The following is a 26,605-nucleotide window of genomic DNA, read 5'->3' on the forward strand; positions in this document are numbered from 1 at the left end:
CTAGCGGGCCGACTTGGCGGCGGCCGACGCCGTCGGGACGGCGCTGCCGATCCGCACAGCGTCGCCTTCGCCCAGGAAGCCGGCGCCCTCGACGACCACACGTTCGCCGGCGGTCAAGCCGGTGGCGGCAATCATGTCGGCCGTGGCGGCCACGATGGCGATGCGCCGGAAGCGGGCGTGGTTCTTGGCGTCGAGCACGAACACGCCGGGACGGTTTTCGCGATACAGCACCGAGGCGCTGGGAACCGTCAGGGCGGCCTGGTCTCCGGCCTGGATGGTGGCGCGGGCGAACATGCCGGTGCGGAAGCCGCCCATGCTGGACAGCGCCACCCGAGCGACGCCCAGGCGGGTCTGGCCATTCACCTCGGAGGTGACGATGCGCACCCGACCGGTGGTCTGGCCCACCTTGTCGGAGACGATGGTGGCGGCCATGCCCGCCTTCACCAGGGCCAGATCGGTCTCGGGGATCTCGGCGTCCAGTTCCAGGCGGCTGTCACGCACGATGCGGAAGACTTCAGCGCCGGTGCTGACGATCTGGCCCTTGGTGACGTTGCGACGGCTGATCAGGCCCGCCACCGGGGCGCGGATGGCGGTCTGGGCCAGGCGGGCGGCGGTCTCGCCGCGCGCGGCCTCGGCCGAGGCCACCTGGGCGTTGGCGGTCTGCTGCCTGGCCAGGCTGGTGTCCAGCGAGGCTTGCGACAGATAGCCCTTGGCCTGCAGCTCGCGCGAGCGGCGCAGGGAGGCTTCGGCCTCGGCCAGGGTGGCCCTGGCGCTGGCGACGCCGGCGTCCTGCTGGCGCATCTGGGCCGAAAGCAGGGTGTCGTTGAGCTTGACCAGGACCTGGCCGGCCTGGACGGTGTCGCCTTCCTCGGCATTGACCGAGATAGCCGTCAGACCACCCGTCTCGGCGCCGACGACGACCTCTTCCCAAGGCGAGATGGTGCCGGTGGCGTTGATCTGGCGAGGCACGGATTGCGAGACGACGGTGGCGATGCTGACCGTCTGGGTCGCGGTCGCTCCAGCCGGGGGCGCGGCCTTCTTGGGCTTCTTGTCGTCGCCGCAGCCGGCAAGCGTCAGGGCGCCCAGGCTCAGGACCACAACCAGCGCGCTCGAACGCATGACGCGCCCCTTGATCCCGTAAACCACGATCGTCCCCGATGTCCCAGAAAGCCTTCAGGGCCTTCTAGCCGACAAAGCGTGGGTCGCTGAGTTAAATGATCGTAAGACGATATGGAGGCGCGGCTTAGAGCGTTGGCGCGGCGCCCGACTGGGCCGTCAGGGCGCGATTGAACCCTTCACGGTCGCTCATCCGCGTCCAATAGGCGGCGACGGCGGGCGGAAAATCGTCCGAAAGACCCAGGGATGTGGCCAGCAGCAGGGCGTAGGCGATCGAGATATCCGCGCCCGTGAAGCGGTCGCCGGCGGCGAAGGCATGGTCTTTCAGGATCAGGTCCAGCCCCTTCAGTCGCGACAGGAACCAGCGGGCATAGTCGGCGGCGACCTGGGGGTTGCGGCGTTCCTCGGGCTCAAGGCGCGAATAGCGCAGCACCAGGGTCTGGGGAAAGGTCAGGGTGGCCTCGCCGAAATGCAGGCCGTTCAGATAGGCGCCATAACCGGGCTCCTGGGGCCCCACCGAGAGGTGTCCCTCACCATGGCGCATCGACAGATATTCGATCATCGCTGCGGACTCGGTCATCCGGGTGTCGCCGTCGATCAGCAGCGGGATCGTACCCAGCGGGTTTTCGTCGAGAAACTCCCGCGCCAGGAACCTCGGCGGGAAGGGCAGGAGCTTGAGGTCGTACTCAAGCCCCAGCTCTTCCAGCGCCCACAGCGGACGGAAGGACCTGGCGTCGCGGCAGTGGTAGAGGGTGATCATAGGGGCCTAGAGCCGCTCGACGATGGTCACATTGGCCAGGCCGCCCCCTTCGCACATGGTCTGCAGACCATAGCGGCCGCCCGACGCGCGCAGGGCGTGGACCAGGGTGGTCATCAGCTTGGCCCCCGAGCCGCCCAGGGGGTGGCCCAGGGCGATGGCGCCGCCATTGACGTTCAGCTTGGCCGGATCGGCGCCCAGCACCTGCAGCCAGGCGGTCGGCACCGAGGCGAAGGCTTCGTTGACCTCGTAGAGGTCGATGTCGTCGATCTTCATGCCGGCCCGTTTCAGGGCCTTTTCGGTGGCCGGGATCGGCGCTTCCAGCATGATCACCGGGTCATGGCCGATAACGGTCATGTGGTGGATGCGGGCCAGCGGTTCGACACCCAAGGCTTTTAGCCCCCGCTCATTGACCACCAGCAGGCCGGCCGCGCCGTCGCAGATCTGGCTGGAGGTGGCGGCGGTCAGGCGGCCGTTTTCCTGCAGCAGCTTGACGCCGCCGATAGACTCCAGGGTGGCCTCATAGCGGATGCCTTCGTCGGTGGTGTGCTGCTCGATCGCACCATCCGCGAGGGCAATTTCCAGCGGCACGATCTCGGCGGCGAACTTGCCGGCCTTGGTGGCGGCGATGGCGCGCTGGTGGCTGGACAGGGCGAAGGCGTCGAGGGCCTCGCGGCTCAGATCATACTTGCGGGCGATCATCTCTGCGCCGGCGAACTGGCTGAACTGGATGTCAGGATACCGTTCCTGAATGCGCGGGCTCATATAGGTCCCGAAGCCGTTCTTGTAGGGCAGGGCCGAGGACAGACCCATCGGCACGCGGGTCATGCTTTCCACGCCGGCGGCGATCACCACGTCCATGGCTCCCGACATCACGGTGGCGGCGGCAAAATGCAGGGCCTGTTGCGACGAGCCGCACTGGCGATCCACCGAGGTGGCCGGCACGCTTTCGGGCAGGCGCGAGGCCAGCACCGCATTGCGGGCGATATTGATGCCCTGCTCGCCCACCTGGCCCACGCAGCCCAGGATCACGTCCTCGATCAGGGCCGGGTCGATGCCGCTGCGGTCGACAAGGGCATCCAGCACCGCGCCGGCCAGGTCGGCCGGATGCCAGCCGGCCAGTCGCCCGCCCTTGCGGCCGCCGGCGGTACGTGCGGCGGCGACGATATAGGCTTCGCCCATTGTGTTTCTCCCTGTTTTGCGGGAGCGGACCAGAAATCCAGGGGCTTGTCTTCCGTGACGCGGCGTCAGTCGGCGAGGGGGCGACGCATCCTGTTGATCCCGCCGACCAGCAGGGCCGCCAGGGTCAGGAAACTGAACAGGCTGCCGGCTATGAAATAGGTCCGCCCCCAGACCTTGGCGTCAACCAGCACAGCGAAATGCAGCAGGGCGCCCAGGCCGTGAAAGGCGCTGGCCCACATTGGCCACCAGCGGTCCGAGTTCAGGGCGATGGCCAGCAGCACGGCCAGCAGGACCAGGTCGATCAGCATCACGCCGATCTGCAGGCCCCAGAGCTGCATGCCGTTCTGGACCAGGCCGCTGCCCAGCCAGGCCGCGACCATGGCGATCGCCGCCGTCCGCTCGGGCCAGCCGCCGCGCCAGATCGCCGGCGCGGCGGCCACGGCCAGACAGACGATTCCCAGCCATTGATACAGCGAATGAAAGATCATCCGCCGCAGGGTGACGGGGTTGATGTCAATTGCAACCGTCGTCACCGCGCCTTGGTCAGGCCGCCCTGGTCTCCACCGCCGTCAGGCTCAGACGACCTTCGGGCGAAGGCGGCTTGTCCCCGGCATTGCCGAACGACACGGCGGCCAGGCCGATATCGCGCTGAGCGACCGACAGGCGCCTGTGGGTGTCGACGATATTGCCGCGCGCCAAGCCCAGGGCCTGCATGGTTTCGATGGCGGCCATCAGGGCGTCCTGGCCGACCAAGGCCGAGATGTTGGCGTCCTGGCGGCTGGCGGGCATCAGACCGGCCAGGGCGGCGGTGCTGGCAATGGCGGCGTCGATGGCCTTTTCGGCGGCGAACAGGGCTTCGGCCACGGTCTCGGCGGCCAGGCGGCGTTGCTTGAGCATGAGTGATCTCCTCACGCCGACGGGGTCGGCGCGTTGCAAAGGGATGAAGACGTGTTGGCTTTGAGCCCGGGCCGGAGGGCGCGGGTCTTAGGGCGCGATGGCTTGCAGGGCGTGCAGCCCCGCCAGGATCGAACCGAACGCGAAGGCGGTCACGATCATCACGGCGCCGATGAAGGTCAGGCGCTTGAGCGGTGTTAGCGCATTGGGCCCTCCTCCAAGTCCGGGGAGTAGCAGTCCGGGTGTTCCGGCGTATCCCGGAAGGTCTCGTCCATCACCGCGCTGGCGATGCACAGGATCTCGCGCAGCACCATTTCCGCCGGCTTGAACGGCGCCTGCTTGCGGGTCGCCGTCACCAGGTCGCGGACCATGGCCGCGCTGTTCGGGGTCGCCGACAGGCTGGAAAGCTGCCGCTCCAGCTGCCCCCAGGTGAACGGCGGGGTCTGGTCGGGAGGCGTGTTCAGCGCGGGCCAGCTCTGCTGGAAGCGCCGTATGTCCTCGTGCAGATGGGCCACCCGGCCGATCGCATCCTTCTGGTGTGGGTTCAACTCGGTCACTGAACGCTCCTTCCTCAATACGGTCAGCTGACCGCGAGGAGAGAGCGTCGCCTAGCCGCGACGGATAGGACCCCGATCCGATCGGAGGGGGGGTATCGGGGGCGGGCGGCGAGATCCGGTCGCTGGCCAGGCGCGCGGCGGCGTAGCGGTCGGGCGCGCCCAGGCGCTTGCGGGCCTTGTCCAGATGCCAGTCCACGGTGTGCTTGGAGAGGCCCAGTTCGCGGGCGATCTCCTTGGAGCTCATGTGGCGATCAACAAGGCGCAGGCATTCGCGCTCACGCTCGGTGAGCCGATCAAGGCCGATGGCGGCTTCGCCCGGATGGATCGCCCCCTTGTCCATCCTTTGATCTAAGGCGTTGCCGCAGCTCGGAGCAAGCCGCCGTCGCTATCGGGCGACGACATCGTCCGTTTCGAGATCGGTTGAGGCTTTATCGAGACAGCTGCAACGGCTCACGCCTCGCGGCGCGCGGCTTCCGACTCGGTGGACGGCGAGGCGGCGCGGATCAGTTCCAGCACGTCGACAATGATCAGCCGCATGGCGGTGGAGGCCCTGTCGGCGTCGCGGGCGATGATCGCCTCGGCCACATCCTCGTGCGACGGGATGCTGGCGGTGCGGCCCTTGATGCGGTTGGTGAACCGGATCGAGATGCGCAGGGCGGTGTTCACCAGCTCGTGCAGCTCGCGATAGAACGGGTTCTTGGTCGCGTTGAGGATCGAGATGTGAAAGGCGATGTCGGCCGAAAGGGCGTCGTCCTCGCCCTCGGCGGCGGCCTTCATCCGGCGCAGGCCCTTGCGGATCTCTTCCAGCCCCGCCTCGTCGGCGTTGCGGGCGGCCAGGGCGGCGGCGGCGGGCTCGATGCCCAGGCGCATCTCGGTGAATTCGGCCAGCAGGCGCAGGGAGAACTTGCGTTCCAGCAGCCAGCGCAGGACGTCGGGGTCCAGCAGGTTCCAGTCCGCCTCCGGCTCGACGACGGTGCCGTGGCGCGGACGGGCGCTGAGCAGGCCCTTGGCGGTCAGCATCTTGACCGCCTCGCGGGTGACCGTGCGGCTGGCTCCGAACTGCTTGGCGAGCTCGCCTTCGGTGGGGAAGCCGACGGTGGCATATTCGCCCGTGACAATAGCCTGACCCAGCGCCTCGACCAGACCGTAGGTCAAACTGAGGCCAGGCTGGGTACGCATCGGCTAGTCGTCTTTCCTGCGGGTCGGCGCGATCTGAATCGGTCCTGTTTAGCGTGGTTCGTTCAGGCCCGGAACAAGGGGTGCGTCACACGAATACACGGCTCTCCCGCAGTTGTCTGACCAATCTTGCATCGTTCTTTGGCTGCAATGCAGGAGCGATGCTTTGTTGGCGGGGCGCCTTAGGTCTGGCTGTTCCAGGCCGCGACCAGGGCGGCGGCTTTCTGGCCGACCTCCTGGGCCGAATAGCCGGGTCGATAGAGCTCGCCGCCCACGCCGATGCCGGCCACGCCTGCGGTCAGCCACGGTTCCAGATTGGCCGCCCCCACGCCGCCGACGGCATAGACCAGGATGTCCTTGGGCAGCACGTCCTTGACCGCCTTGATGTGGCTGGGACCAAAGCTGCTGGCCGGATAGAGCTTCAGCGCCCTGGCGCCCGCCTTGACGGCCGCGAAGGCCTCGGACGGCGTGGCGAAGCCGGGCATGGCGGTCAGGCCCAGCGCCACGGCGCGGGCAATGACCTCGGGATCGGTATTGGGCGTGACGATCAGCTTGCCGCCGACCGCCGCCACATCATCCACGGCCTGGGGTGTCAGCACGGTGCCGGCGCCGCACAGGGCGACATCGCCATAGGCTTCGCAAAGCCGGCGAATGCTCTCCAGCGGATCGGGCGAGTTGAGCGGCACCTCGATGGCGCGGATGCCGGCCTCGACCAGCGCCTTGGCGATGGCCACGACCTCATCGGGCTTCACGCCGCGCAGGATCGCCACGATGGGCGGGGGAGCGGTGACCGTTTCAGGCGAGGACATGGGACTCGTTACTCTTGGAGGAGGACAGGGCGGAGAGGCCGGCCAGCACGGCGGCGTCGCCATCGACGGCCACGGTGTGGCCGCCCTGGGCGGCAATGGCTTGGCCGTAGAACTCATTCAGGGTCGGGGCGCCGACCAGAGTCACCTGCCCCAGCGCGCCGAACCACTGGCGGGCGGCGGCCGCGTCGGCGCCGATCAGCAGGCCCGACAGGAAGCCCATGGCGTCGGCGGCGGGCAGATTGGCCAGCAGTTGGCGCGCGCGGGTCTCGAACAGCAGGTGCGGCAGCAGGGCGGGGCCCTTTTCGACGATGCGCGCCAGACCCATGGCGAAGCCCGCGTCCGAGCCCTGCACATCGGCGGCGACGCCGGCCGCCAGGGTCGAGTGCTGGCGCAGCAGGGCGAAGGCTTCGCCGACCGGGGCGGTGAGAAAGCCGGTGATCGCGCCGTCCTCGACCACGGTCCACTTGCTATGGGTGCCGGGCAGAACCAGCAGATGGCGACCGGTCTTCAGGGTGGGATCCAGTTCCAGGGCGCCCAGGATCTGGGTCTCCTCGCCGCGCATCACGTCGGGACCGCCCAGCGGATTGACGCACGACAGGCCCGGGATGATCGACACCGGCAGGCCGTCGGCCTCGATCTTCAGCACCCGTTCGCGCAGGTCATTGGCGGTGGCCGGGCAGGGAGCATAGGGGGCTTCCACCCAGCCGATGCGCGAGCCGACCATGCCGCACAGGATCGCGCCGGAGGGCCGGGCCTCGCGCCAGTCGCCGACCAGATCGAGAAAGGTCTGTTCCGGCGATGTCGTCAGGGCGCTGACGCCTGGGCCATCCCGGCGATCCAGCACGCTCTTGCCCTGACGCAGATACAGGCGAAGCCGCGAAGTGCCCCAGTCGCCGAAGATCGAGATTGACGGGTCCATCAGTGGCTTTCGCGGGTGACGACCGAGCCGGAGGCGCCGACCAGGAAGTCCAGGTCGCAGCCTTTGTCGGCCTGAAGAACGTGGTCGATATAGAGCTTGGCGTAGCCGCGCGTCGCCACCGGCGGCGGCGGGCTGGCGCGCCAGACGGCCAGTCGGGCCTCCATCTCGGCGTCCGAGATCTGCAGGTTCAGGCTGCGGCTGGGGCCGTCGAACACGATCTCGTCGCCGTTGCGGACAATCGCCAGAGGGCCGCCGGCATTGGCTTCGGGCGAGACGTGCAGGATGACCGCGCCGAAGGCCGTGCCGCTCATCCGGGCGTCGCTGATGCGAACCATGTCCTTGACGCCCTTTTCCAGCAGCTTGGTCGGCAGCGGCATGTTGCCCACTTCCGGCATGCCCGGATAGCCTTTGGGGCCACAGCCCTTGAGGACCAGGATCGAGGTCTCGTCGACCTCCAGATCGGGGGTGTCGATGCGGGCGCGGAAGTCCTCGATGGACTCGAAGACCACGGCCTTGCCGCGATGGCTCAGCAGGTGCGGGCTGGCCGCGCTGGGCTTCATGACCGCGCCGCCGGGGGCCAGGTTGCCGCGCAGCACCCAGATCCCGCTATCGGCCTTCACCGGCGCGTCGAGCGGGCGGATCACCTCGGCGTTCCAGACCTCCGCCTTCTCGTACTGGGCGCCGATGGGGGCGCCGGTGACCGTGGGGGCGGTCGGGTCGAGGAAGGGCTCCAGCGCCTTCATCACCGCGGGCAGGCCGCCGGCATAGTGCAGGTCTTCCATCAGGAAGCGGCCCGAGGGCTGCAGGTCGACCAGCAACGGCACGTCGCGCGACAGGACGTCAAAGTCTTCCAGGGTCAGTTCCACGCCCAGCCGTCCGGCCAGGGCCAGCAGATGCACCACAGCGTTGGTCGAGCCGCCGATGGCGGCATGGACCCGCAGGGCGTTCTCGAACGACGCGCGGGTGACCACCTGCGACATGGTTCGGCCGTCATGGACCATGCGGACGATGGTCCGGCCGGTCTCATGCGACATGGCCCGGCGGCGGGCGTCCACGGCGGGGATGGTGGCGTTGTAGGGCAGGCTCATGCCCATGGCTTCGACGATCGAGGCCATGGTCGAGGCGGTGCCCATGGTCATGCAGGTGCCGGGCGAGCGGCTCATGCCGCTCTCGGCCGACATGAAGTCCGGCAGGCTCATCTCGCCGGCCCGGACGGCCTCGGAGAACTTCCACACGTCGGTGCCCGAGCCGATATCCTTGCCGCGGAACTTGCCGTTCAGCATCGGGCCCGACGAAACGACGATGGTCGGCAGGTCAACGCTGGCCGCGCCCATCATCTGGCCCGGCGTGGTCTTGTCGCAGCCGCCCAGCAGCACGACGCCGTCGATCGGATTGCCGCGGATCGACTCCTCGACATCCATGGCCAGCAGGTTGCGAAACAGCATGGCTGTCGGGCGCATCTGGGTCTCGCCGAGCGAGATGGCGGGGAACTCCAGCGGCAGGCCGCCGGCTTCCCAGACGCCACGCTTCACGTGCTCGGCGATGTCGCGCAGGCCGGCGTTGCAGGGGGTGATCTCGGACCAGGTGTTGCAGATGCCGATCACCGGACGGCCGTCGAACACGTCGTCAGGCAGGCCCTGGCTCTTCATCCAGCTGCGATGGATGAAGCCATCGCGATCCAGCTTGCCGTAGGATCCGCTGCTGCGCAGGCGCTTGCCCGCGTTACCGTCACTCATATCCATCCCTATCGCCGGTTGGATCCGGCACTCGAACGCCTCTTGCGCTCATTTATAATATTATTTGGACCATCGCAAACCGCCGCTGAAAATACCCGATTGGTCTTCTTGCTCCGCCGCGTGAGGTGAGCCCTCATGCGGCGGGGTTCTCAGGGGGTAGTCGGATGAATCAGCGCGCGCCGCGTCGGGTCGTCATTGTGGGCGGCGGCACAGCGGGCTGGATGGCCGCCGCCGCCCTGTCGCGGCTGCTGAAGGGCGCGTACGGCCCCATCACCCTGATCGAGTCCGAGGAGATCGGCACGGTCGGAGTGGGCGAGGCGACTGTGCCGCCGATCCGCCTGTTCAACCACCTGCTGGGCATCGACGAGAACGAGTTCCTCAAGGCCTGCCAGGGCAGCTTCAAGCTGGGCATCCAGTTCGACGGCTGGGCGGGCGAGGGGCGGCGCTATCTGCATCCGTTCGGGACCTATGGCGCCAGCATCGACGGCGTGTCGTTCCATCAGCACTGGCTGAGCCAGAGGGCGCGGGGCGACACCAGCGCGCTTGACGACTACTGCGTGGCCGCCGTCGCGGCGCGGGAAGGGCGGTTCAGTCGGGGGGACGACGATCCACGCTCGGTGTTCTCGACCTTCTCCTACGCCTTCCATTTCGACGCCGGCCTCTATGCGCGCTTCCTGCGGGGGCGGGCCGAGGCGCAGGGCGTGACGCGGATCGAGGGCAAGATCGCCTCGGTCCAGCAGAACGGCGTCAGCGGCGACATCACCGGCGTGAGGCTGGAGAGCGGCGAGACGGTCGAGGGCGATCTGTTCATCGACTGCTCCGGCTTTCGGGGTCTGCTGATCGAGGGCGCGCTGAAGACCGGCTATGACGACTGGACCCACTGGCTGCCGTGCGACCGGGCGGTGGCGGTTCCGTGCGAAAACGGCGGCGAGTTTACGCCCTATACGCGCTCGACGGCCGATGCGGCCGGCTGGCGATGGCGTATTCCGCTGCAGCACCGGATCGGCAACGGCTATGTCTATTCCAGCCAGCATATCGGCGACGAGGCCGCCGCCGCGACCCTGATGGCCAATCTGGACGGGGCGGCCCAGGCCGATCCGCGGTTCCTGAGGTTCACCACCGGGCGGCGCAGGAAGCTCTGGAACCGCAATGTCGTGGCCCTGGGCCTGGCCGGCGGCTTCCTGGAGCCGCTGGAGTCGACCAGCATTCACCTGATCCAGACCGCCATCATCCGGCTACTGTCCCTGTTGCCGCTGGGCGAAGACGATCCGGTAGCGCGCGATGAGTATAACCGGCTGTCTGTTCAGGAGATGGAGCACATCCGGGACTTCATCATCCTGCACTACTATATCAACGGCCGCTCAGGGCCCTTGTGGGAGGCCTGTCGGGCGATGAGCGTTCCGGGCAGCCTGCATCGCAAGCTCGACCTGTTCCGCTCGCGCGGCAAGGTGGTGCGCTATGACGACGAGCTTTTCGCCGAGGCCAGCTGGGTGGCGGTGCTGCTGGGGCAGGGCGTGACGCCGCAAGGCTATGAGCCGATGGCCGACGCCCGGGACCCCGCCGACGTGGCGCGGCGCCTGGCCGGCATGAAAAATCACATCGCCAAGGTGGTCGAGCGTTTGCCGAGCCACGCGGCGTTCATCACTGAACATTGCCGCGCCCCGCGTTGAGATGTCGATTCTGGTGAATCCCGCTTTAACGGCGGCCCAAGACTCCCCGGCCTGTCTGGACAATTCGCGAGTCTAACTAGACTCATTCTTGCCCAACAGGGAGGGTTAACCGGCTTGTTAATATTAATGAATATCTGGATGTGTTAAGCATGCGACACTATGTCTTCAACTAAATAGAAAGACTGCTGTTGGATACTAATCGTCGGGCGAAATGCCCGCCGGTAGTCAAAACGACACCGGAGACCTCCTAGAAGGAATCTTCGTAATGGCGCTGAACAGCATCAACACGAACCAGGGCGCTCTTATCGCTCTGCAAAACCTGAACTCCACGAACATGGAGACCCAACAGGTCCAGCAACGCATCTCCACCGGCAAGAAGGTGGCGAGCGCGAAGGACAATGGGGCCATCTGGGCGACCGCCAAAAATCAATCGGCGACCGCGTCCTCGATGAACTCGGTGAAGGATTCGCTGCAGCGTGGTCAGTCGACCATCGACGTGGCCCTGGCCGCCGGCGACACCATCACCGACCTGCTGGGCAAGATGAAGGAAAAGGCCCTGGCCGCTTCCGACACCTCGCTCAACACCTCCAGCTTCAACGCTCTGAAGGCCGACTTTGAATCCCTGCGCGATCAGGTGACCAAGGCCGCAACCAACGCCAAGTTCAATGGCGTCAGCATCGCCGACGGCACGACCGCCAAGCTGACCTTCCTGGCCAACTCGGACGGCTCGGGCTTCACGGTCAACGCCAAGACCCTGACCCTGGCCGGTATCGGTCTGACGACCGGTTCGACCTTCACCACGGCCGCTGCGGCCAAGACCATGATCACCACGGTCACGGACGCGCTGGGCACGGCGACCAACAAGCTGGCCTCGCTGGGCACCAGCTCGACCGGCCTGGACACCCACCTGACCTTCGTCGGCAAGCTGCAAGACAGCCTCGACGCCGGCGTGGGCAACCTGGTTGACGCCGATCTGGCCAAGGAAAGCGCTCGCCTGCAATCGCTGCAAACCAAGCAGCAGTTGGGCATCCAGGCGCTGTCGATCGCGAACTCCTCGAGCTCGTCGATCCTGAGCCTGTTCCGCTAAACCAAGACGACGGCCGGAGCGGCGGGACGCGTCTTGTCCCGTACGCGCCAACGGCTGCGACCTGAGAGGGGGCGGACTTCGTGTCCGCCCCTTTTTTCATGGGCGACGCCGGGATCATGAGCCGAAGGCGGGGTCTTCGAACACGGACTCATAGCCTGACGCAGATTGCTGCTGAAGCGATGGGGGAGGGTCCCGCTCTCGCGCCGCCCTTGTCGACCAAAAGCCCAAGCGGAGAGGGTTTCAGCAGGGCCTTGCCGCGATGGGCCACCGCAAAGCGGGCTTGCCCATTCTCGCCTGACAACGTTATCAAAAGCGACTTGTCGGACGAGGAAAGGACGAGGGTTTCCGCCTGGGCGTCGGCGCCGGCTACAGCCGTGGCCAGGATCGCCCCGGCCAGCAGGACGTATTGGGCAACCCTCATTGTTTCCTGCCACGACATCACTGTCATCGATCTATCGCGACAATCAGTCCGTGCATGAAACCGCGTAGGGTTTGAGATACCGGTAACATAAAGCGCGTGACGCAAAAAAAGAGAAGCGGGAGCATGAACACCAGGACCCTTATCGTCGCGCTGATGGCGACCACCCTCCTGACCGGCGTGGCGCTCGCCCAGCCCGTCTTCGCCCCGACCGACAAGGCGACGGCTCATCCCGCCCGGTGGCCGGCCGCCAAAAGCCAGGGGCTGGTCGACGCCCAGACCGAGGCCTTTGTCGACGGCCTGCTGGCGAGGATGACGCTGGAGGAAAAGGTTGGCCAGATGATCCAGGCCGACACCTCGGCCATCAAGCCCGAGGATCTCAAGACCTATCCGCTGGGCTCGATCCTGGCCGGCGGCAGCTCGCCGCCGCTGGGCGCGCCCGACCGCTCGGCCAAGGAGCCGTGGGTGGCCACGGTCCGTGCCTTCCGCGAGGCCGCCGCCACGCGCGGCGGAACCAACATCCCGCTGATGTTCGGCATCGACGCCGTGCACGGCAACGGCAATGTCGTGGGCGCTACCCTGTTCCCGCACAATATCGGCCTGGGCGCGACCCGGGACGCCGATATGATCCGCCGGATCGGCGTGGCTACGGCCCGCGAGACAGCGGTGTCAGGATTTGACTGGGCCTTCGGACCCACCCTGACCGTGCCGCGCGACGACCGTTGGGGCCGGACCTATGAGGGCTATTCCGAGGACCCTGAAATCGTCCGGCAGTATGCCGACCAGATGATCCTGGGCCTGCAGGGCGCGGTCAGCGAAGGCCAGGTGCTGCAGAAGGGCCACGTGGCCGCCAGCGCCAAGCACTTCCTGGCCGACGGCGGCACCGAGAAGGGCGTTGACCAGGGTGACGCGAAGATCTCGGAAAGCGAACTGATCGCCGTCCACGCTCAGGGCTATGTGCCGGCCATCAATGCCGGCGCCATGACCGTGATGGCCTCGTTCAACAGCTGGAACGGGATCAAGATGCACGGCAACAAGACCCTGCTGACCGATGTGCTGAAGGGCCAGATGGGCTTCGACGGCTTCGTGATCGGCGACTGGAACGGTCATGGCCAGGTGGCCGGCTGCGTCCCCACCAACTGCCCCCAGGCCGCCAATGCGGGCCTGGACATGTACATGGCCCCCGACAGCTGGAAGGCCCTGTTCGACAATACCCTGGCCCAGGTGAAGTCCGGTCAGATCCCGCAGGCCCGGGTCGACGACGCCGTGCGCCGCATCCTGCGGGTCAAGGCCAGGCTGGGCCTCTTCAAGACCGCCCGTCCGTGGGAAGGCCGCGACGGGGTGATGGGCAAGGCCGAGCACCGGGCCCTGGCCCGCGAGGCGGTGCGCAAGTCGCTGGTGCTGTTGAAGAACAACGGCGTGCTGCCGATCAGGTCGAGCGCCAATGTGCTGGTCGCGGGCTCGGGCGCCGACGATATCGGTCGTCAGTCGGGCGGCTGGACCCTGTCGTGGCAGGGCACCGACAACAAGAACAGTGACTTCCCCAACGCCCAGTCGATCTGGTCGGGTCTGAAGGACGCGGTCGAGGCCGGCGGCGGCAAGGCCACGCTGAATGTCGACGGCAGGTTCGACAGCAAGCCCGATGTGGCCGTGGTGGTGTTTGGCGAGACGCCCTATGCCGAGGGCGTGGGCGACCTGAAGACCCTGGAATACCAGGCCGGCGACAAGACCGACCTGGCCCTGCTCAAGCGCCTGAAGGCCGCCGGGGTGCCGGTGGTGGCGGTGTTCCTGACCGGCCGCCCCCTGTGGGTGAACCCGGAGTTGAACGCCTCGGACGCCTTTGTCAGCGCCTGGCTGCCGGGCTCGGAAGGCGGCGGGATCGCCGATGTGATCGTGGGTGATGCGGCCGGCAAGCCGCGCGCCGACTTCCACGGCAAGCTGTCATTCAGCTGGCCCAAGAGCGCCGCCCAGACGTCGCTCAATCGCGGCGACAAACGCTATGACCCGCTGTTCGCCTATGGCTTTGGTCTGACCTATGGCGACAAGGCCCGTCTGCCGAAACTCTCGGAAGTCTCGGGCGTCACGGCGGCTTCTCTGAACGTCTCCAACTACTTCGTGGCCGGCAAGACGCCCGCGCCGTTCGGCTTCAAGCTGTCGCCGACCACGGCCGTGCAGATCCGGCCGGTGGACGCCGGCGGCGTGCAGGAGGCCGGTCGCCAGATCGTCTTCTCCGGAAGCGCGCCGGCGACGGCGGCGATCACTGGCGACGGAACCATCGACCTGACCTTCCAGACCAATGCCCAGATGGGCCTGCTGATCGACTACCGCGTCGATGCGCCGGCGTCCGCGCCGGTCAGCCTGTCGATCGGCGGGGGCAAGCTGGACGTCTCGCCGGTGCTGGCCGCCGCCCCTGTCGGCGAGTGGCGGAGCCTTAAGGTTCCGCTCAAGTGCTTCGCGGCGGCGGGGACCGACGTCACCAAAGTGGCCGAACCGTTCGCGCTGTCGACGGCGGGCTCGCTGACGGTCACGCTGCAGGGCGTGAAGCTGACGACCGATCCGGCGGGGGCTGTGTGTCCGGCCAAGGCGCAGTAGCGACAACAACCGTTTGTCATCCCGGAAGCCTCGGAGAGGCTATCCGGGACCCAGGGGCAACCGCGGTGCAGTTGCCCCTGGGTCCCGGCGCTACGGCCGGGATGACAAGGAATAGGATGCAGGACTTGAAGCGTTTCCTCCTGACCGCCGCGTTCGCCGCCCTGGCCACCGCCGCCTCGGCGCAATCCTTGCTCGCGCCGGTGTTCAGCGATCACGCGGTCCTGCAACGCGGCCAGCCGATCCGGATTTGGGGCGCGGTCCGGCCCGGCGCCGGCGTCGAGATCGATCTGTCCGGCGCGACAGCCTCGGCGACGGCCGACGACCAGGGCCGGTGGTCCGCCGCGCTTGCGGCCCGTGAGCCCGGCGCGCCCCTGACCCTGACCGTCCGGTCCGGCGGCGAGCGCCAGACGATCTCGGACCTGCTGATGGGCGACGTCTGGCTGTGTTCGGGCCAGTCGAACATGGAGATGCCGCTGCGCCGGATCATGAACGGCGACAGCGAGACCGCCGGCGCGACCGATCCCAATATCCGCCTTCTGCAGACCGGCCGCTTCAGCCTGCCGGCCCCGACCTCGGCCCTCTCCAGGGAAGCCGTCTGGCGGGTCGCCAGTCCGGAAAGCGCGGCCAATTTCGCCGCCGCCTGCTTCTTCATGGGCCGCGACATCAAGAAGACCACCGGCGTTCCCGTGGGCCTGATTGACGCGACCTGGGGCGGATCGATCATCCAGGACTGGATCAGCCGCGAGGGCCTGACGGCGCTGGGCAACTATGACGACGGTCTGGCGATCCTGTCGGAATATGCCCGCTCGCCCGCGGCCGGCATGGCCAGCTGGAACGCGATGCTGGGGCGCTGGGCGGCGCGTGTGGAGCCCCAGGCCGGCCACTGGAATCGCCCCGATTTTGACGACCGCGCCTGGGCCAGCCTGCCGGCCGAGGGCTTCTGGGAAACCGCGCCGGCGCTGTCGACCTTCGATGGTGTGATCTGGCTGCGGGGCGCGATCACCCTGAGCGCCAAACAGGCCGCCCAGGCCGCGACCCTGTCGCTGGGCCCGGTCGACGACCTCGACACCACCTTCGTCAACGGCCGGCCGGTGGGCTCGAAAGAGGGCTGGGATACGCCCCGCGACTATCCCCTGGCGAGCGGCGTCCTCAAGGCCGGTCGCAATGTCATCGCCCTGCGGGTGGTCGACACCGGCGGCGGGGGCGGGGCCTGGGGGCCGGCGGCGCAGAAGGGCCTGAAGCTGGCCGATGGCCAGTTCGCGCCGCTGGACGGGGCCTGGCGCTACAGGGTCTCGGCCACCCTGGACCAGGCCGGTCTGCCGCCGCACGCGCCCTGGCTGGGGGCCAGCGGTCTTTCGACCCTGCACAACGGCATGATCGCCCCCCTGGCGCCCTACGGCCTGAAGGGTTTCGCCTGGTACCAGGGCGAGTCCAATGCCACGCAGCCGCTGGAGTATGCCCGCCTGATGCCGGCCCTGATCGCGGACTGGCGGCGGGCGTTCGGTAACCCGGACCTGCCGTTCCTGATGGTGCAACTGGCCAGTTTTGGGGCCTACAGGTCGGTTCCCGCCGAGTCCGGCTGGGCGGCCCTGCGCGATGTCCAGCGACGCACCACGGCGGCCGATCCCAAGGTGGGCATGGCCTCGGCAGTCGACCTGGGCGACCTCTACGACATCCACCCCACCAACAAGCAGCAGGTCGGCGCGCGCCTGGCCCTGCTGGCCCGCAAGCTGGCCTATGGCGAGACTACGTTGAACGCCGCCGGTCCTGCGCCGCTGTCGGCGCGCCGCGAGGGCGGGGCGGTGGTCGTGACCTTCGACCAGCCGCTGGTGGTGTTTGGCGCGGGCCGGCCGGCGGGGTTCGAACTGTGCGACGCAACGGCGCCCTGTCGCTTTGTTGACGCGACCGTGGAGGGGGCCACCGTCTCCATGGCCGCGCCGGCGGGTGTGACGCCCGTCAAGGTGCGCTTCGCCTGGGCCGAGAGCCCGATCCTCAACCTCTATGGTTTCAACCGTCTGCCGGCGACGCCGTTCGAGCTGATCCTGAACTAGGGCCGCCAACTCGGCGCAGATGTCCCAGACCGCCCGGATCCTGGTCGAATGCCTGCCGCTCGCCGAGCCCTTTGTGCCGGGGCCTAAACCGCCACGGTCTTGAGCCGGTCGCGCAGGGCGCCGAGCTCTTCCAGCGGCAGGTCCAGCTGGCAGAGGATCTTCTCGGGGATCGTCGCGGCCTGGTCGCGCAGGGCCAGGCCTGTATCGGTGAGGGCGACGATCACGCGGCGCTCGTCCTTGGGATCTCGGGTGCGCGCGATCAGGCCGCCGGCCTCAAGGCGTTTCAGCAGCGGGGTCAGGGTGCTGGAGTCGAGGTCCAGCGCGTCGCCCAGGGCGCCGACGGTGCGCGGGCTGCTCTCCCACAGCACCAGCATGGCCAGGTACTGCGGATAGGTCAGGCCCAGGGCGTCGAGCAGTGGGCGATACAGCCGCGTGACGCGGTTGGCCGCGCCATACAGGGCAAAGCACAGCTGACGGTCGAGGCGCAAAGCCTCGACCGGAGCGGATGCGGACTTGGACGTCGTCTGGCTCATGCGGCCTTTACGGTGATGGCGACATCGATATTGCCGCGCGTGGCGTTCGAATAGGGGCAGACCTTGTGCGCGATCGCAACCAGGGCTTCGGCGTCGGCCTGCGACAGGCCCTGGGTTTCGACTTCCAGAGCCACTTCCAGCTTGAAGCCGACCTCGATGGGCAGCAGGCCGACCACGCCGGTGACCTGCGAGCCGGTCAGGGCGATCTTCTGCTGGCGGGCCACGTGGCCCATGGCGCTCTGGAAACAGGCGGCGTAGCCGGCCGCGAACAGCTGCTCGGGATTGGAACCGGTTTCCTTGCCACCCAGGGCCTTGGGCATGGACAGCTGCAGATCCAGCAGGCCGTCGTCGCTGCGGACATGGCCTTCGCGGCCGCCGACGACGGTGGCGCGGGCTTCATAGAGAGTGCTCATGGGGTCGCTCCTTGTAAGTGATGATGTGAGCGATTTAATCGTGTACGATATAAATTCAAGGCCCGTGCCCGAAATTAAATCGCGCGCGATGTGTTTCTTGGAAGGTCTCAGGCCGCCCAGGCGGCCGCGAAGCGCTTGAGCAGCGAGCGGGCGGCGCTTTCGGCGCTGGATGTCACGGCTTCCAGGCGCAGGAAGAGGTCGCCGGCCGCATGCGGTCCGCGCGGTGGCAGGCCCTGGCCCGGCAGGCGGACCAGACCGCGCGAAGCGGCCTTGGTCGAGATCCAGGCCAGACGGGGACCCAGGGCGGTGTCGACCTCGACCCGGCCGCCCTCGGCCAGGATGCGCTTGTCGATCTTGCCGGTCAGCCACAGGTCATCGCCCCGGATCAGGGCTTCGCGGGCGCCCTGGTGGCGAACCGCGAAGGTGACGCCGTCGACCCGCACCTTGTCGTCGACGCGCAGGCCGGCGGGCAGTTTCAGGCGCAACTGGCGGCCATCGATGGCCAGATCCATCGACCCGCCGCTGACGGCGGTGGCGACATCGATCTCCAGGATCGCCTGCTGGACCACCTCGGCGGCGGGCGTCGTGCAGGCCGGCGGGAAATGGATCGCTCGGGGCGGCGGCTGATCCTGCAGCAGGCGATAGGCGGCCAGCACCTCGCGGAACAGGGCCGCATCGCCGCCGGGACGATCGGGATGGGCCCGCTTGGCCGCTTCGCGATAGGCCGCCCGCAACTCGCGTTCGCCTGCGCCGGGCGCGACGCCCAGCAGGGCGCGGGCGGCGGAAAGGGTCAGGGAAGAGGTTGGCCGCGGAGACATCGAGCCGACCCTGCCGGGACTTGGTCAACGCCGGGTTAAGTTAAGACTTTCAGTTGCGGTGGTGGAGATGCGCCGGCGTGTCTATATGCCCCTCATGACCGAAGAGACCCTGATCCCCGCCTCGCCCAGCGAAGATGACTATGTCCGTCAGGTGACGCAGGCCGCGCCCCTGCCGCTGCTGCCGGAAAACGACCCGCTGGATTTGTTCGCCGAATGGCTGGCCGAGGCCGGGAAGAAGGAGCCCAACGATCCCAACGCCGTGGCGGTCTCGACAGTCGACGCCGATGGCATGCCGGATTCGCGGATGGTGCTGCTCAAGGATTTCGACGCCCGGGGCTTTGTCTTCTACACCAACACCCAGAGCGCCAAGGGCGTGGAGCTGACCGGCCAGCCCAAGGCGGCGCTGCTGTTTCACTGGAAGTCCCTGCGCCGGCAGGTGCGGATCCGCGGCGTGGTCGAGCCGGTCAGCCAGGCCGAGGCCGACGCCTATTTCGCCAGCCGCGCCCGCCACAGCCAGCTGGGCGCCTGGGCCAGCGACCAGTCGCGGCCGCTGCCCGACCGCCTGGCCCTGGAAAAGCGCGTGGCCGAGATGGGCCTGAAATTTGGCCTCGGCAAGGTGCCGCGTCCGCCGCACTGGTCAGGCTATCGCGTGGTTCCGCAGGTCATCGAGTTCTGGCGCGACCGGCCGTTCCGCCTGCACGAACGGCTGGTCTATAGCCGGGTGGGCGGGGGCTGGACGACCAGGCGGCTGTTTCCCTGAGTCAATTTGCCGCCCGCGCCCCGTAGCGCGCCAGGAAGGTGTCGACCGCGTCGTCGCAGATGTCGGTCAGGGGCCGACCTGGCAGGGCTTCGTCGCCGGCCGTGAGGCCCAGCACCAGGGTGACGTGGTCGATCATGCCCATCAGCTGGCCGGCCGCCCACGAGGGCTTGTCGACGACGATCTCGCCCGTCTGCACCAGGTCGTCGATCACCGCGATGGCCGCGCCGCCCAGTTCGTCGCGGGCGCCTTGCAGGAAATAGTCGGCCACCTCGTCGAAGCGCCGACGCTCGGCCGTCACCAGACGGAACATCGCCCGGGTCACCGGACGGGTCAGAAACAGCGCATAGGCGTTGACGAAGGCCAGCAGGCGGGTGCGGGCGTCGCCCCGGGTGCGCACGCTTTCACGAACCGGCGCGGTGATGTCGCGCGCGGTTTCAAGCACCACCACCTTGAACAGATCGGCCTTGCCGGGGAAATAGGCATAGAGGGTCGCTGTCGAGACACAGGCGGCGCGGGCCACCACTTCCATGCCGGCGTCGCGATAGCCTTCGAGCAGGAACTGCGCCCGTGCGGCCGCGACGATTTCATGTCTCTTGTGTTCAGCCCTTTTGAGGCCGGCGCCCATCAGCATTTTAAAAAACTCTAACCGTTACTGACCTGCAAGTTAATCGGGTATCGGGAACTGGCGCAAGCCATGGGCGAGGACTTAGGCTCGAGATTCGGTTATGGGACCCCGGCGCCGGTCTGCGAGCGCGAAGCGACAGGATTTTGGGCGTGAACAAGGACGCTGAGAGCGCGCGCGAACAGGAAGTGGCGGCCTGGTTCGCCCAGCGGGCCGAGAGCACGATCGAAACCTCCTGCGCCCGGGTGTTCCTGATCGGCGACGCCGCCTTCAAGGTGAAGCGTCCCGTCGATTTCGGCTTTCTCGACTATTCCACCCTGGAGCTGCGGCGCTGGGCGCTGGAGCGCGAGCTGGCGTTCAACCGCGCCGCCGCGCCCGACATCTATCGCACCGTCCGGCGACTGACCCGCGACGCGGCCGCCGGTCTTGAGGTCGATGGCGAGGGCGAGGTTGTCGAATATGCGCTGGAGATGCGCCGCTTCGACGAGCAGGGCGTTCTGGCCACCCAGCCCTGGGCCATTGACGATGCTCTGGAAGACGCCCTGGGCCGCACCGTGGCGCGTTTCCACGACGGCGCGACCCTGCGGCCGCAAGGCGGCGGCGTGAAGGCTCTGGGCTACACGATCCGCTCCAACGCCAATCTGCTCAGGGGCCTGGCCCCACGTCTGGGCTCGCTGGCCGTCGAGCGCCTGATCGCCGAGACCGATCTGGCGCTTGAGCGCCTTGGACCGCTGCTGGACGCTCGCGCCACCGAGGGCTTCGCCCGCCACTGCCATGGCGACCTGCACCTGGGGAACATCCTGATCGAGGACGGCAGGCCGATCCTGTTCGACTGCATCGAGTTCAACGACACCCTGTCGGACATCGACATCCAGTACGATCTGGCCTTCCTGCTGATGGACCTGGACTTCCGTCGTCGCCGCGACGCGGCCGGCCGGGTGCTGAACGCCTATCTGGACGAGGCGGCCCGCAGCTTTGGCGACGGCCTGTGGACCGGGCTGGCGGCCCTGCCGCTGATGCTGTCGGTGCGCGCCGCCGTGCGCACCCACGTCTGGGCCTATACCGGCGACGACGAGGCTGCGCGGGCCTATCTGGCCACGGCCCTGGAGCATCTGGCGCCCAAGCCGGTCAGCCTGGTGGCGACCGGGGGGCTGTCGGGCTCGGGCAAGTCGACCTTCGCCCGCGTGTGCGCGCCCGGCCTGGGCTCGGCCCCCGGCGCGGTGGTCCTTCGGACGGACGAGATCCGCAAGCGCCTGTGGGGCGTGCCCTCGCTGCATCGCCTGCCGCGCGAGGCCTATACGCCGGAGATGAGCGTGCGGGTCTATGACCAGCTGTTCAACGACGCGGCCCTGGCCCTCAAGGCTGGCCGGTCGGTGGTGCTGGACGCGGTGTTCATGAAGCCCGAAGAGCGCGCCCGGGCCCAAGCTCTGGCCGCGTCCGCCGATGTCGCCTTCCAGGGCGTCTGGCTGGAGGCGCCGCCGGAAGTTCTGCGCGCGCGGGTCGCGGCGCGAGTCAATGATGCGTCGGACGCCGACGTCGCCGTGCTGGAAACCCAGCTGAGCCGCCAGACCGGCGACATCGCCTGGCGCCGAGTCGACACGGTCAGCGCGTTTGAAGACGAGGCGCGGGCCCTGGCCGAGACGATGGGCTAGCCCAGCTTCCGCCTTCGGATTGTTGCGTCAGGCTGCGTCGTGCAGCGCGCCCGTCCCGGGCATGTCGGCGCTGACGGCCCGGGCGATCGCCGTGATCAGGGCCGTCGGATTGACCGGCTTTCCCAGGTGATCGTTGAAGCCCATCTTCAGGAAACGCTCGCGGTCACCGGCCATGGTCGAGGCCGTCAGGGCGATGACCGGCAGGTTCGGATCGCCCGCAGCCCCCGAGCGAATGGCCCCCAGAGCGGTGATGCCATCCATCACCGGCATGTTGATGTCCATCAGCACGCAGTCGAAGCCGCCGCCGGCCATGGCCTCCAGAGCCACCTGACCGTTGTCGACCACGGTCAGGGACAGGCCTGTGGCCTCCAGCATGGTCTTGACGACCAACTGGTTGATCGCATTGTCCTCGGCCATCAGCACCCGGACCGAAGTCATCGAGGCCTCGTCGTCCCGCGTCGCTTCGGTCGCCTGTTGCGGCTCCGCCTCGGGCGCGCGGATGCTGAAGATGAAGCAGGCGCCGGTGTCGCAGGGCGCCAGGGTCAGGTCGCCGCCCATCTGCCGGGCCAGGGCGCGCGAGATGGTCAGGCCCAGGCCCGCGCCGCCATGACGCCGCGAGATGGTGTCGTCGGCCTGGGTGAAGCTTTCGAAAACCCGGCCCACGGCCTCGGGCGGCACGCCCGGCCCGGTGTCGCGCACGGCGAAGAAGATCTCCTGACCGCGGCTGGTCGGCGCATGGGGCGCATAGACGTGCAGTTCGACGCCGCCCTCGACGACGAACTTCAGGGCGTTGGAAATCAGGTTCATCAGCACCTGGCGCACGCGCAGGGCGTCGCCTTCGATCCAGGCTGGAACCCCGGCGTCGAAACGGATCGACAGGTCGAGATTCTTGACGACGGCGACGTCACGCCAGGCGCTGACGATGTCGTCGACGGCCTCTTGCAGATTGAACGGCTCGGGAATCAGTTCGACCTTGCCGGCCTCGATGCGCGACAGGTCCAGCACGTCGTTGAGCAGTTGCATCAGATTATCGCCTGACTTGATCATCAGCCGAACCTGCTCGCGCTGGGGCGCATCCAGGTTGGAACGCGACAGGGCGTGGGCCATGCCCAGCAGGCCGTTCATCGGGGTGCGCAGTTCGTGGCTGGTGACGGCGATGAAGGTGGACTTGGCGCGGGCGGCTTCCAGGGCGCGCTCGCGCTCCTCGCGCAGGCCGTGGGTCAGTTCATCCATGCGCCGGGCGGCGGCGCGGTTGGAGATCATGGTGTTGATCGTGTTCAGCGTCAGGATCAGCAGGGCCCACCGGGCCGTATCGGGACCGATGCCGTGTGCGTCATAGAAGAAGAAGGGAAACACCATCAGGCTGGTCAGGGGCGCGACGGCGCTGACCGCCACCAGAGTCCAGGGCTGGTGACGGAAGTTCTGGGTGTAGACGATCTGTCCAACCCAAACGGCGAGCGCCGCCAGCTTCAGGTCGGCTGTGGTGGAGAGCCAAAGCATGGCGGCCAGCCAGGCCCAGATGATGTTGATCGGCAGTGCGGCCAGCACGAACCCAGCGCGGAGGCGGCGCGAACCGGGAACGCCGGGCGAGAACCCGCGTGTCGCCCGTCGGGCCAGGCCCTCCGCAGCAAGCAGCGAGGCCAGCCAGGTCAGCGCCAAGGGAGGGCCGAGCGCGCTTCCGAGCGCCAGGGCCGCTACCGTCGCCGAGATGACGCGCGCCATGAGCAGGCGATGGGTGTCCATCGCCACCTCATCAAGCCGTTCATCAGCCCAGGGGGATTGCAACCAGCGCACCGAATCATCCTGACCAGGCCGGGGGCGGCCGAGCGAGTCAGACTAGCCTGTTAAGCCAAATCAAACTTTGCGGCGGCCTGCGGCGGATCAGCGCGGGCGCGAGTGAGGCCCGGCGATGCAACCGCACGCCGTTTGGCGAACTTTTTAGCGTTCGCCCTTCGCGCGCGGCGCGTTGCGTGCAGAGGCCCCGCCCGGTAGCCTCTCCCGCATAACAAGAAGCCTTTCGGGAGAGCCAGTTCGATGCAGGGGTTGATGCAGCACGGGGCGTTGACGGTCGACAAGATCATCGACCACGCCGCCCAGTGGCACGGTAGCCGCGAAGTCGTGACGCGGTCGGTCGAGGGGCCGATCGTGCGGACGACGTACGGCGCCATCCGCGATCGCGCCAGGCGGGTGTCCAACGCTCTGCTGTCACTGGGGATCAAGCCGGGCGACCGCGTCGCGACCCTGGCCTGGAACACCGGTCGGCACATGGAAGCCTGGTATGGCATCATGGGCATCGGAGCGGTGTGCCACACCCTGAACCCGCGCCTGTTCCCCGAGCAGATCGCCTGGATCGCCGACCATGCCGGCGACCGGGTGCTGTTCACCGATCTGACCTTTCTGCCGATCGTGGCGGCGATCCTGCCCAAGGTTCCCAGCATCGAGCACGTGGTCGTCTTCACCGACGGCGCGCACATGCCGGCCTTCGCGCCAGCCAGCGAGGCGCCGCATTTCAAGGGCGTCCACTGTTTCGAGACCCTGATCGACAGCCACGGCGCCGACTGCGCCTGGGGCGGCTTCGACGAGGGAACGGCGGCGGGGCTGTGCTACACCTCGGGCACGACGGGCGACCCCAAGGGGGTGATGTATTCGCACCGCTCCAATTTCCTGCACACCCTGATCACCCTGCAGCCCGATGTGATGGGCCTGTCGCAGCGCGACGTGATCCTGCCGGTGGTGCCGATGTTCCACGCCAATGCCTGGGGCGTGGCGTTCTCGGCGCCCGCGACCGGGTCCAAGATGGTGCTGCCCGGCGCCAAGATGGATGGCGCGTCGATCTATGAACTGCTGGACAGCGAGGGGGTCACCTTCTCGGCGGCCGTGCCGACGGTCTGGCAGATGCTTCTGCAGCACCTGCGCGACAACGATCTGAAGCTGCCGGTCCTGAAGAAGGTGGTGATCGGCGGGGCGGCCTGTCCCGAGCACATCATTCGCGCCTTCCAGGAAGACTACGACGTCGAGGTCGTGCACGCCTGGGGCATGACCGAAACCTCGCCGGTCGGCACCCTGTCGGTGCTGACGGACGAACTGGTCAAGCTGCCCTACGACCAGCAGATGCCCTATCGCCTCAAGCAGGGCCGACCACCCCTGGGTGTCGAGCTCAAGCTGACCGATGACGCCGGTCAGCGCCTGCCGCACGACGGCAAGAGCTTCGGCAATCTGAAGATCAAGGGGCCGACCATCGCCGGCGCCTATTTCCGGGGTGCGGGCGGCAACATCCTCGACGACGAGGGCTTCTTCGACACCGGCGACGTGGCCACGATCGACGGTCACGGCTTCATGCAGATCACCGACCGCGCCAAGGACGTGGTGAAGTCCGGCGGCGAGTGGATCAGCACGATCGAGATCGAGAATATCGCTGCGGGGCATCCCAAGGCGGCCCTGGCGGCGGTGATCGGCGTGCCCCATCCCAAGTGGGACGAACGGCCGATCCTGCTGATCAAGCTCAAGGAGGGCGAGACCGCCACCCGCGAAGAGTTCCTCGAGTTCCTGCAGGGCAAGATCGCCAAGTGGTGGATGCCCGACGACGTGCTGTTCGTCGACGACATCCCGCTGGGCGCCACCGGCAAGATCGACAAGAAGCTGATCCGCCAGCGGCTGAAGGACTATGTGCTGCCGACCGCTGTGGCCGCCGCGCCGACCCTGGCCGCCGCCGATGGCGGCCAGGCCGCGCGCATCTATGCGCCAGATCCGGTGGAGACGCCGTTCGATGTGGAGGCGATCGCCTCGGGGGAGCTTGAGGCCGGGGCGGTTCATGTCGAAACCGCCCCGGCCGAGATCGAGCCGACCTTCGTCGTCGCGCCTGACGTCCAGACTCCGCCGCCTGCGGAAGACCTGCCGCCGGCAGAGGACCTGAACGACCAGCCCCTGAGGCTGCACGAGCCCGAGGCCGCCGCGCCGCCCGTCGCCACACCCGTGGTCTCGGTCGCTGAGGACCTGCCGTTCGCCGTGCCCCTCACGCCGCGCGATCAGCGCAAGGCCAAGGCCGCCGCCGCCAAGGTCGGCCAGACGCCGTCCTGGGCGCCGCTCTATCTGGACCTGGCCCTGGTCATCGCCCTGGTCCCCGGACTGCTGGTGGCGGTCGGTGCGATGGGGGTGAAGTTTGGCCTGCTGGACCTGCCGCTCGGCTACACCCTGATGGCCCAGGACTGGGCGCCGAAGGTGGCGCTCCTCAGCGTCGCCACGGGCGTTCTGGGTCTGATCATCGCCCTGATGGTCGGGTTCGGAAAGCTGTGGAAGCGGGTTCTGCTGATCCTGCTGATTACCGCCGCCACCATCGCCGCCATGCTGGGCGTCAACGCCGTAGGCGGCCGGGCGCCGCCGCTGCACGACGTGGCCACCGACTGGAAGACGCCCCTGGGCTTTTCCGACGCGGCCCTGGCCGCGCGCGGGGGCTCGGCCCAGGCGGTCGAGGATGATCCCAGCCTGCCGGTCGGTTCGGTGGTCTTCGCGGGCCGCCGGGTCGCCGACGTCAATGCCGAGACCTGCGCTGCGGCGCGCCCTCTGGTGATGGAGCGCGCGCCCGCCGACGCCTATGAGGCGGCCAAGGCGGCGGTGCTAGCTTCGGGCCTGACCCTGATCACCGACGATCCCATGGACGGACGGCTGGAGGCCACCGGCAGCAGCTACTGGTACGGGCTGGTTGACGACCTGGTGGTGCGGGTGCGGCCCGACGCCGCCGGGGCGCGGGTCGACATGCGCTCGATCAGTCGCGAGGGCGGCGCCGACATGGGTCGCAACTGCCGGCGGATCGAAGGTCTGCTTGTCGCTATAAAGGGCTAGAGGC

At 67.9% G+C, this 26,605-nt stretch carries 23 protein-coding genes and 1 pseudogene; 7 read left to right on the forward strand and 17 right to left on the reverse strand.

What is annotated here, in order from left to right; genetic code table 11:
* The 11 genes and pseudogenes from ACW176_RS10340 to ACW176_RS10390 all read right to left on the reverse strand — a co-directional run bounded on the left by ACW176_RS10340 (nt 1) and on the right by ACW176_RS10390 (nt 9,146).
* Nucleotides 1-1,119 carry an efflux RND transporter periplasmic adaptor subunit gene (locus tag ACW176_RS10340; RefSeq protein ID WP_419320308.1) on the reverse strand — a complete coding sequence of 373 codons (1,119 nt, stop codon included), beginning with the start codon at nt 1,117-1,119 and terminating at the stop codon, nt 1-3.
* Nucleotides 1,120-1,243: 124 nt separating this feature from the next.
* The gene (locus tag ACW176_RS10345) at nt 1,244-1,876 is read right to left on the reverse strand and encodes a glutathione S-transferase family protein (protein WP_492056644.1); all 633 of its coding nucleotides are present in this window, start codon (nt 1,874-1,876) and stop codon (nt 1,244-1,246) included.
* Between the two features lie 6 nt (nt 1,877-1,882).
* Nucleotides 1,883-3,055, reverse strand: a complete 1,173-nt coding sequence (locus ACW176_RS10350; RefSeq protein ID WP_492056645.1) for an acetyl-CoA C-acetyltransferase — start codon at nt 3,053-3,055, stop codon at nt 1,883-1,885.
* Between the two features lie 65 nt (nt 3,056-3,120).
* Nucleotides 3,121-3,588 (reverse strand): hypothetical protein, encoded by a 468-nt coding sequence (locus ACW176_RS10355; RefSeq protein WP_492109061.1) that lies wholly within the window; start codon nt 3,586-3,588, stop codon nt 3,121-3,123.
* A gap of 10 nt (nt 3,589-3,598) precedes the next feature.
* Nucleotides 3,599-3,952: a hypothetical protein gene (locus ACW176_RS10360; RefSeq protein ID WP_419320315.1), complete on the reverse strand. Its 354-nt coding sequence runs from the start codon at nt 3,950-3,952 to the stop codon at nt 3,599-3,601.
* A 194-nt stretch (nt 3,953-4,146) separates the two neighbouring features.
* Nucleotides 4,147-4,506 carry a hypothetical protein gene (locus ACW176_RS10365; protein ID WP_419320317.1) on the reverse strand — a complete coding sequence of 120 codons (360 nt, stop codon included), beginning with the start codon at nt 4,504-4,506 and terminating at the stop codon, nt 4,147-4,149.
* Between the two features lie 184 nt (nt 4,507-4,690).
* Nucleotides 4,691-4,750: pseudogene (locus ACW176_RS10370) on the reverse strand (hypothetical protein); the annotation flags it as partial.
* A 206-nt stretch (nt 4,751-4,956) separates the two neighbouring features.
* A complete protein-coding gene (locus tag ACW176_RS10375; RefSeq protein WP_419320319.1) occupies nt 4,957-5,685 on the reverse strand; it encodes a FadR/GntR family transcriptional regulator in 729 nt (242 codons plus the stop codon).
* Nucleotides 5,686-5,864: 179 nt separating this feature from the next.
* Nucleotides 5,865-6,491, reverse strand: coding sequence for a 2-dehydro-3-deoxy-6-phosphogalactonate aldolase (locus tag ACW176_RS10380; RefSeq protein ID WP_419320322.1), 627 nt, complete (start codon nt 6,489-6,491; stop codon nt 5,865-5,867).
* A complete protein-coding gene (locus ACW176_RS10385) occupies nt 6,478-7,410 on the reverse strand; it encodes a 2-dehydro-3-deoxygalactonokinase (RefSeq protein ID WP_492109062.1) in 933 nt (310 codons plus the stop codon). Before ACW176_RS10385 ends, ACW176_RS10380 begins: the two co-directional genes overlap by 14 nt.
* Nucleotides 7,410-9,146 carry an IlvD/Edd family dehydratase gene (locus ACW176_RS10390; RefSeq protein ID WP_492109063.1) on the reverse strand — a complete coding sequence of 579 codons (1,737 nt, stop codon included), beginning with the start codon at nt 9,144-9,146 and terminating at the stop codon, nt 7,410-7,412. Before ACW176_RS10390 ends, ACW176_RS10385 begins: the two co-directional genes overlap by 1 nt.
* Nucleotides 9,147-9,310: 164 nt before the next feature.
* Here ACW176_RS10390 and ACW176_RS10395 point away from each other — a divergent pair, with 164 nt between their 5' ends.
* Nucleotides 9,311-10,816: a tryptophan halogenase family protein gene (locus tag ACW176_RS10395; protein ID WP_492109064.1), complete on the forward strand. Its 1,506-nt coding sequence runs from the start codon at nt 9,311-9,313 to the stop codon at nt 10,814-10,816.
* Nucleotides 10,817-11,081: 265 nt separating this feature from the next.
* Nucleotides 11,082-11,903 (forward strand): flagellin, encoded by an 822-nt coding sequence (locus ACW176_RS10400; RefSeq protein ID WP_492109065.1) that lies wholly within the window; start codon nt 11,082-11,084, stop codon nt 11,901-11,903.
* Nucleotides 11,904-12,051: 148 nt separating this feature from the next.
* Here ACW176_RS10400 and ACW176_RS10405 read toward each other — a convergent pair whose 3' ends face one another.
* The gene (locus tag ACW176_RS10405) at nt 12,052-12,342 is read right to left on the reverse strand and encodes a hypothetical protein (protein WP_492109066.1); all 291 of its coding nucleotides are present in this window, start codon (nt 12,340-12,342) and stop codon (nt 12,052-12,054) included.
* A 105-nt stretch (nt 12,343-12,447) separates the two neighbouring features.
* Here ACW176_RS10405 and ACW176_RS10410 point away from each other — a divergent pair, with 105 nt between their 5' ends.
* Both ACW176_RS10410 and ACW176_RS10415 read left to right on the forward strand, forming a co-directional pair.
* The gene (locus ACW176_RS10410) at nt 12,448-14,913 is read left to right on the forward strand and encodes a glycoside hydrolase family 3 protein (protein ID WP_492109067.1); all 2,466 of its coding nucleotides are present in this window, start codon (nt 12,448-12,450) and stop codon (nt 14,911-14,913) included.
* 125 nt (nt 14,914-15,038) lie between these two features.
* Complete coding sequence (locus tag ACW176_RS10415; RefSeq protein WP_492109068.1) at nt 15,039-16,964, forward strand: sialate O-acetylesterase; 1,926 nt, start codon at nt 15,039-15,041, stop codon at nt 16,962-16,964.
* 83 nt (nt 16,965-17,047) lie between these two features.
* Here ACW176_RS10415 and ACW176_RS10420 read toward each other — a convergent pair whose 3' ends face one another.
* The 3 genes from ACW176_RS10420 to ACW176_RS10430 all read right to left on the reverse strand — a co-directional run bounded on the left by ACW176_RS10420 (nt 17,048) and on the right by ACW176_RS10430 (nt 18,728).
* Nucleotides 17,048-17,497 carry a MarR family winged helix-turn-helix transcriptional regulator gene (locus ACW176_RS10420; protein ID WP_492109069.1) on the reverse strand — a complete coding sequence of 150 codons (450 nt, stop codon included), beginning with the start codon at nt 17,495-17,497 and terminating at the stop codon, nt 17,048-17,050.
* Nucleotides 17,494-17,910, reverse strand: a complete 417-nt coding sequence (locus ACW176_RS10425; RefSeq protein ID WP_419320338.1) for an organic hydroperoxide resistance protein — start codon at nt 17,908-17,910, stop codon at nt 17,494-17,496. The genes ACW176_RS10420 and ACW176_RS10425 overlap by 4 nt, the downstream gene beginning before the upstream one ends.
* 107 nt (nt 17,911-18,017) lie before the next feature.
* The gene (locus tag ACW176_RS10430; protein ID WP_492109070.1) at nt 18,018-18,728 is read right to left on the reverse strand and encodes a DnaJ domain-containing protein; all 711 of its coding nucleotides are present in this window, start codon (nt 18,726-18,728) and stop codon (nt 18,018-18,020) included.
* A 94-nt stretch (nt 18,729-18,822) separates the two neighbouring features.
* Here ACW176_RS10430 and pdxH point away from each other — a divergent pair, with 94 nt between their 5' ends.
* Complete coding sequence (gene pdxH / locus ACW176_RS10435) at nt 18,823-19,488, forward strand: pyridoxamine 5'-phosphate oxidase (RefSeq protein WP_492111908.1); 666 nt, start codon at nt 18,823-18,825, stop codon at nt 19,486-19,488.
* Nucleotide 19,489: 1 nt separating this feature from the next.
* Here pdxH and ACW176_RS10440 read toward each other — a convergent pair whose 3' ends face one another.
* Entirely contained in the window at nt 19,490-20,119 is a 630-nt protein-coding gene (locus ACW176_RS10440; RefSeq protein WP_492109071.1) for a TetR/AcrR family transcriptional regulator, read from the reverse strand.
* Nucleotides 20,120-20,262: 143 nt separating this feature from the next.
* On the opposite strand from ACW176_RS10440, the gene ACW176_RS10445 reads away from it, so the two are divergent.
* On the forward strand, nt 20,263-21,762 hold the full coding sequence (locus ACW176_RS10445; RefSeq protein WP_492109072.1) for a bifunctional aminoglycoside phosphotransferase/ATP-binding protein: 1,500 nt from the start codon (nt 20,263-20,265) through the stop codon (nt 21,760-21,762).
* 27 nt (nt 21,763-21,789) lie between these two features.
* Here the strand turns inward: ACW176_RS10445 and ACW176_RS10450 are convergent, their stop codons facing one another.
* On the reverse strand, nt 21,790-23,505 hold the full coding sequence (locus tag ACW176_RS10450) for a response regulator (RefSeq protein WP_492109073.1): 1,716 nt from the start codon (nt 23,503-23,505) through the stop codon (nt 21,790-21,792).
* Between the two features lie 291 nt (nt 23,506-23,796).
* On the opposite strand from ACW176_RS10450, the gene ACW176_RS10455 reads away from it, so the two are divergent.
* Nucleotides 23,797-26,601: a long-chain-fatty-acid--CoA ligase gene (locus ACW176_RS10455; RefSeq protein WP_492109074.1), complete on the forward strand. Its 2,805-nt coding sequence runs from the start codon at nt 23,797-23,799 to the stop codon at nt 26,599-26,601.
* Nucleotides 26,602-26,605: the final 4 nt, after the last annotated feature.

Source organism: Caulobacter sp. FV1ye13L, from assembly GCF_058681155.1.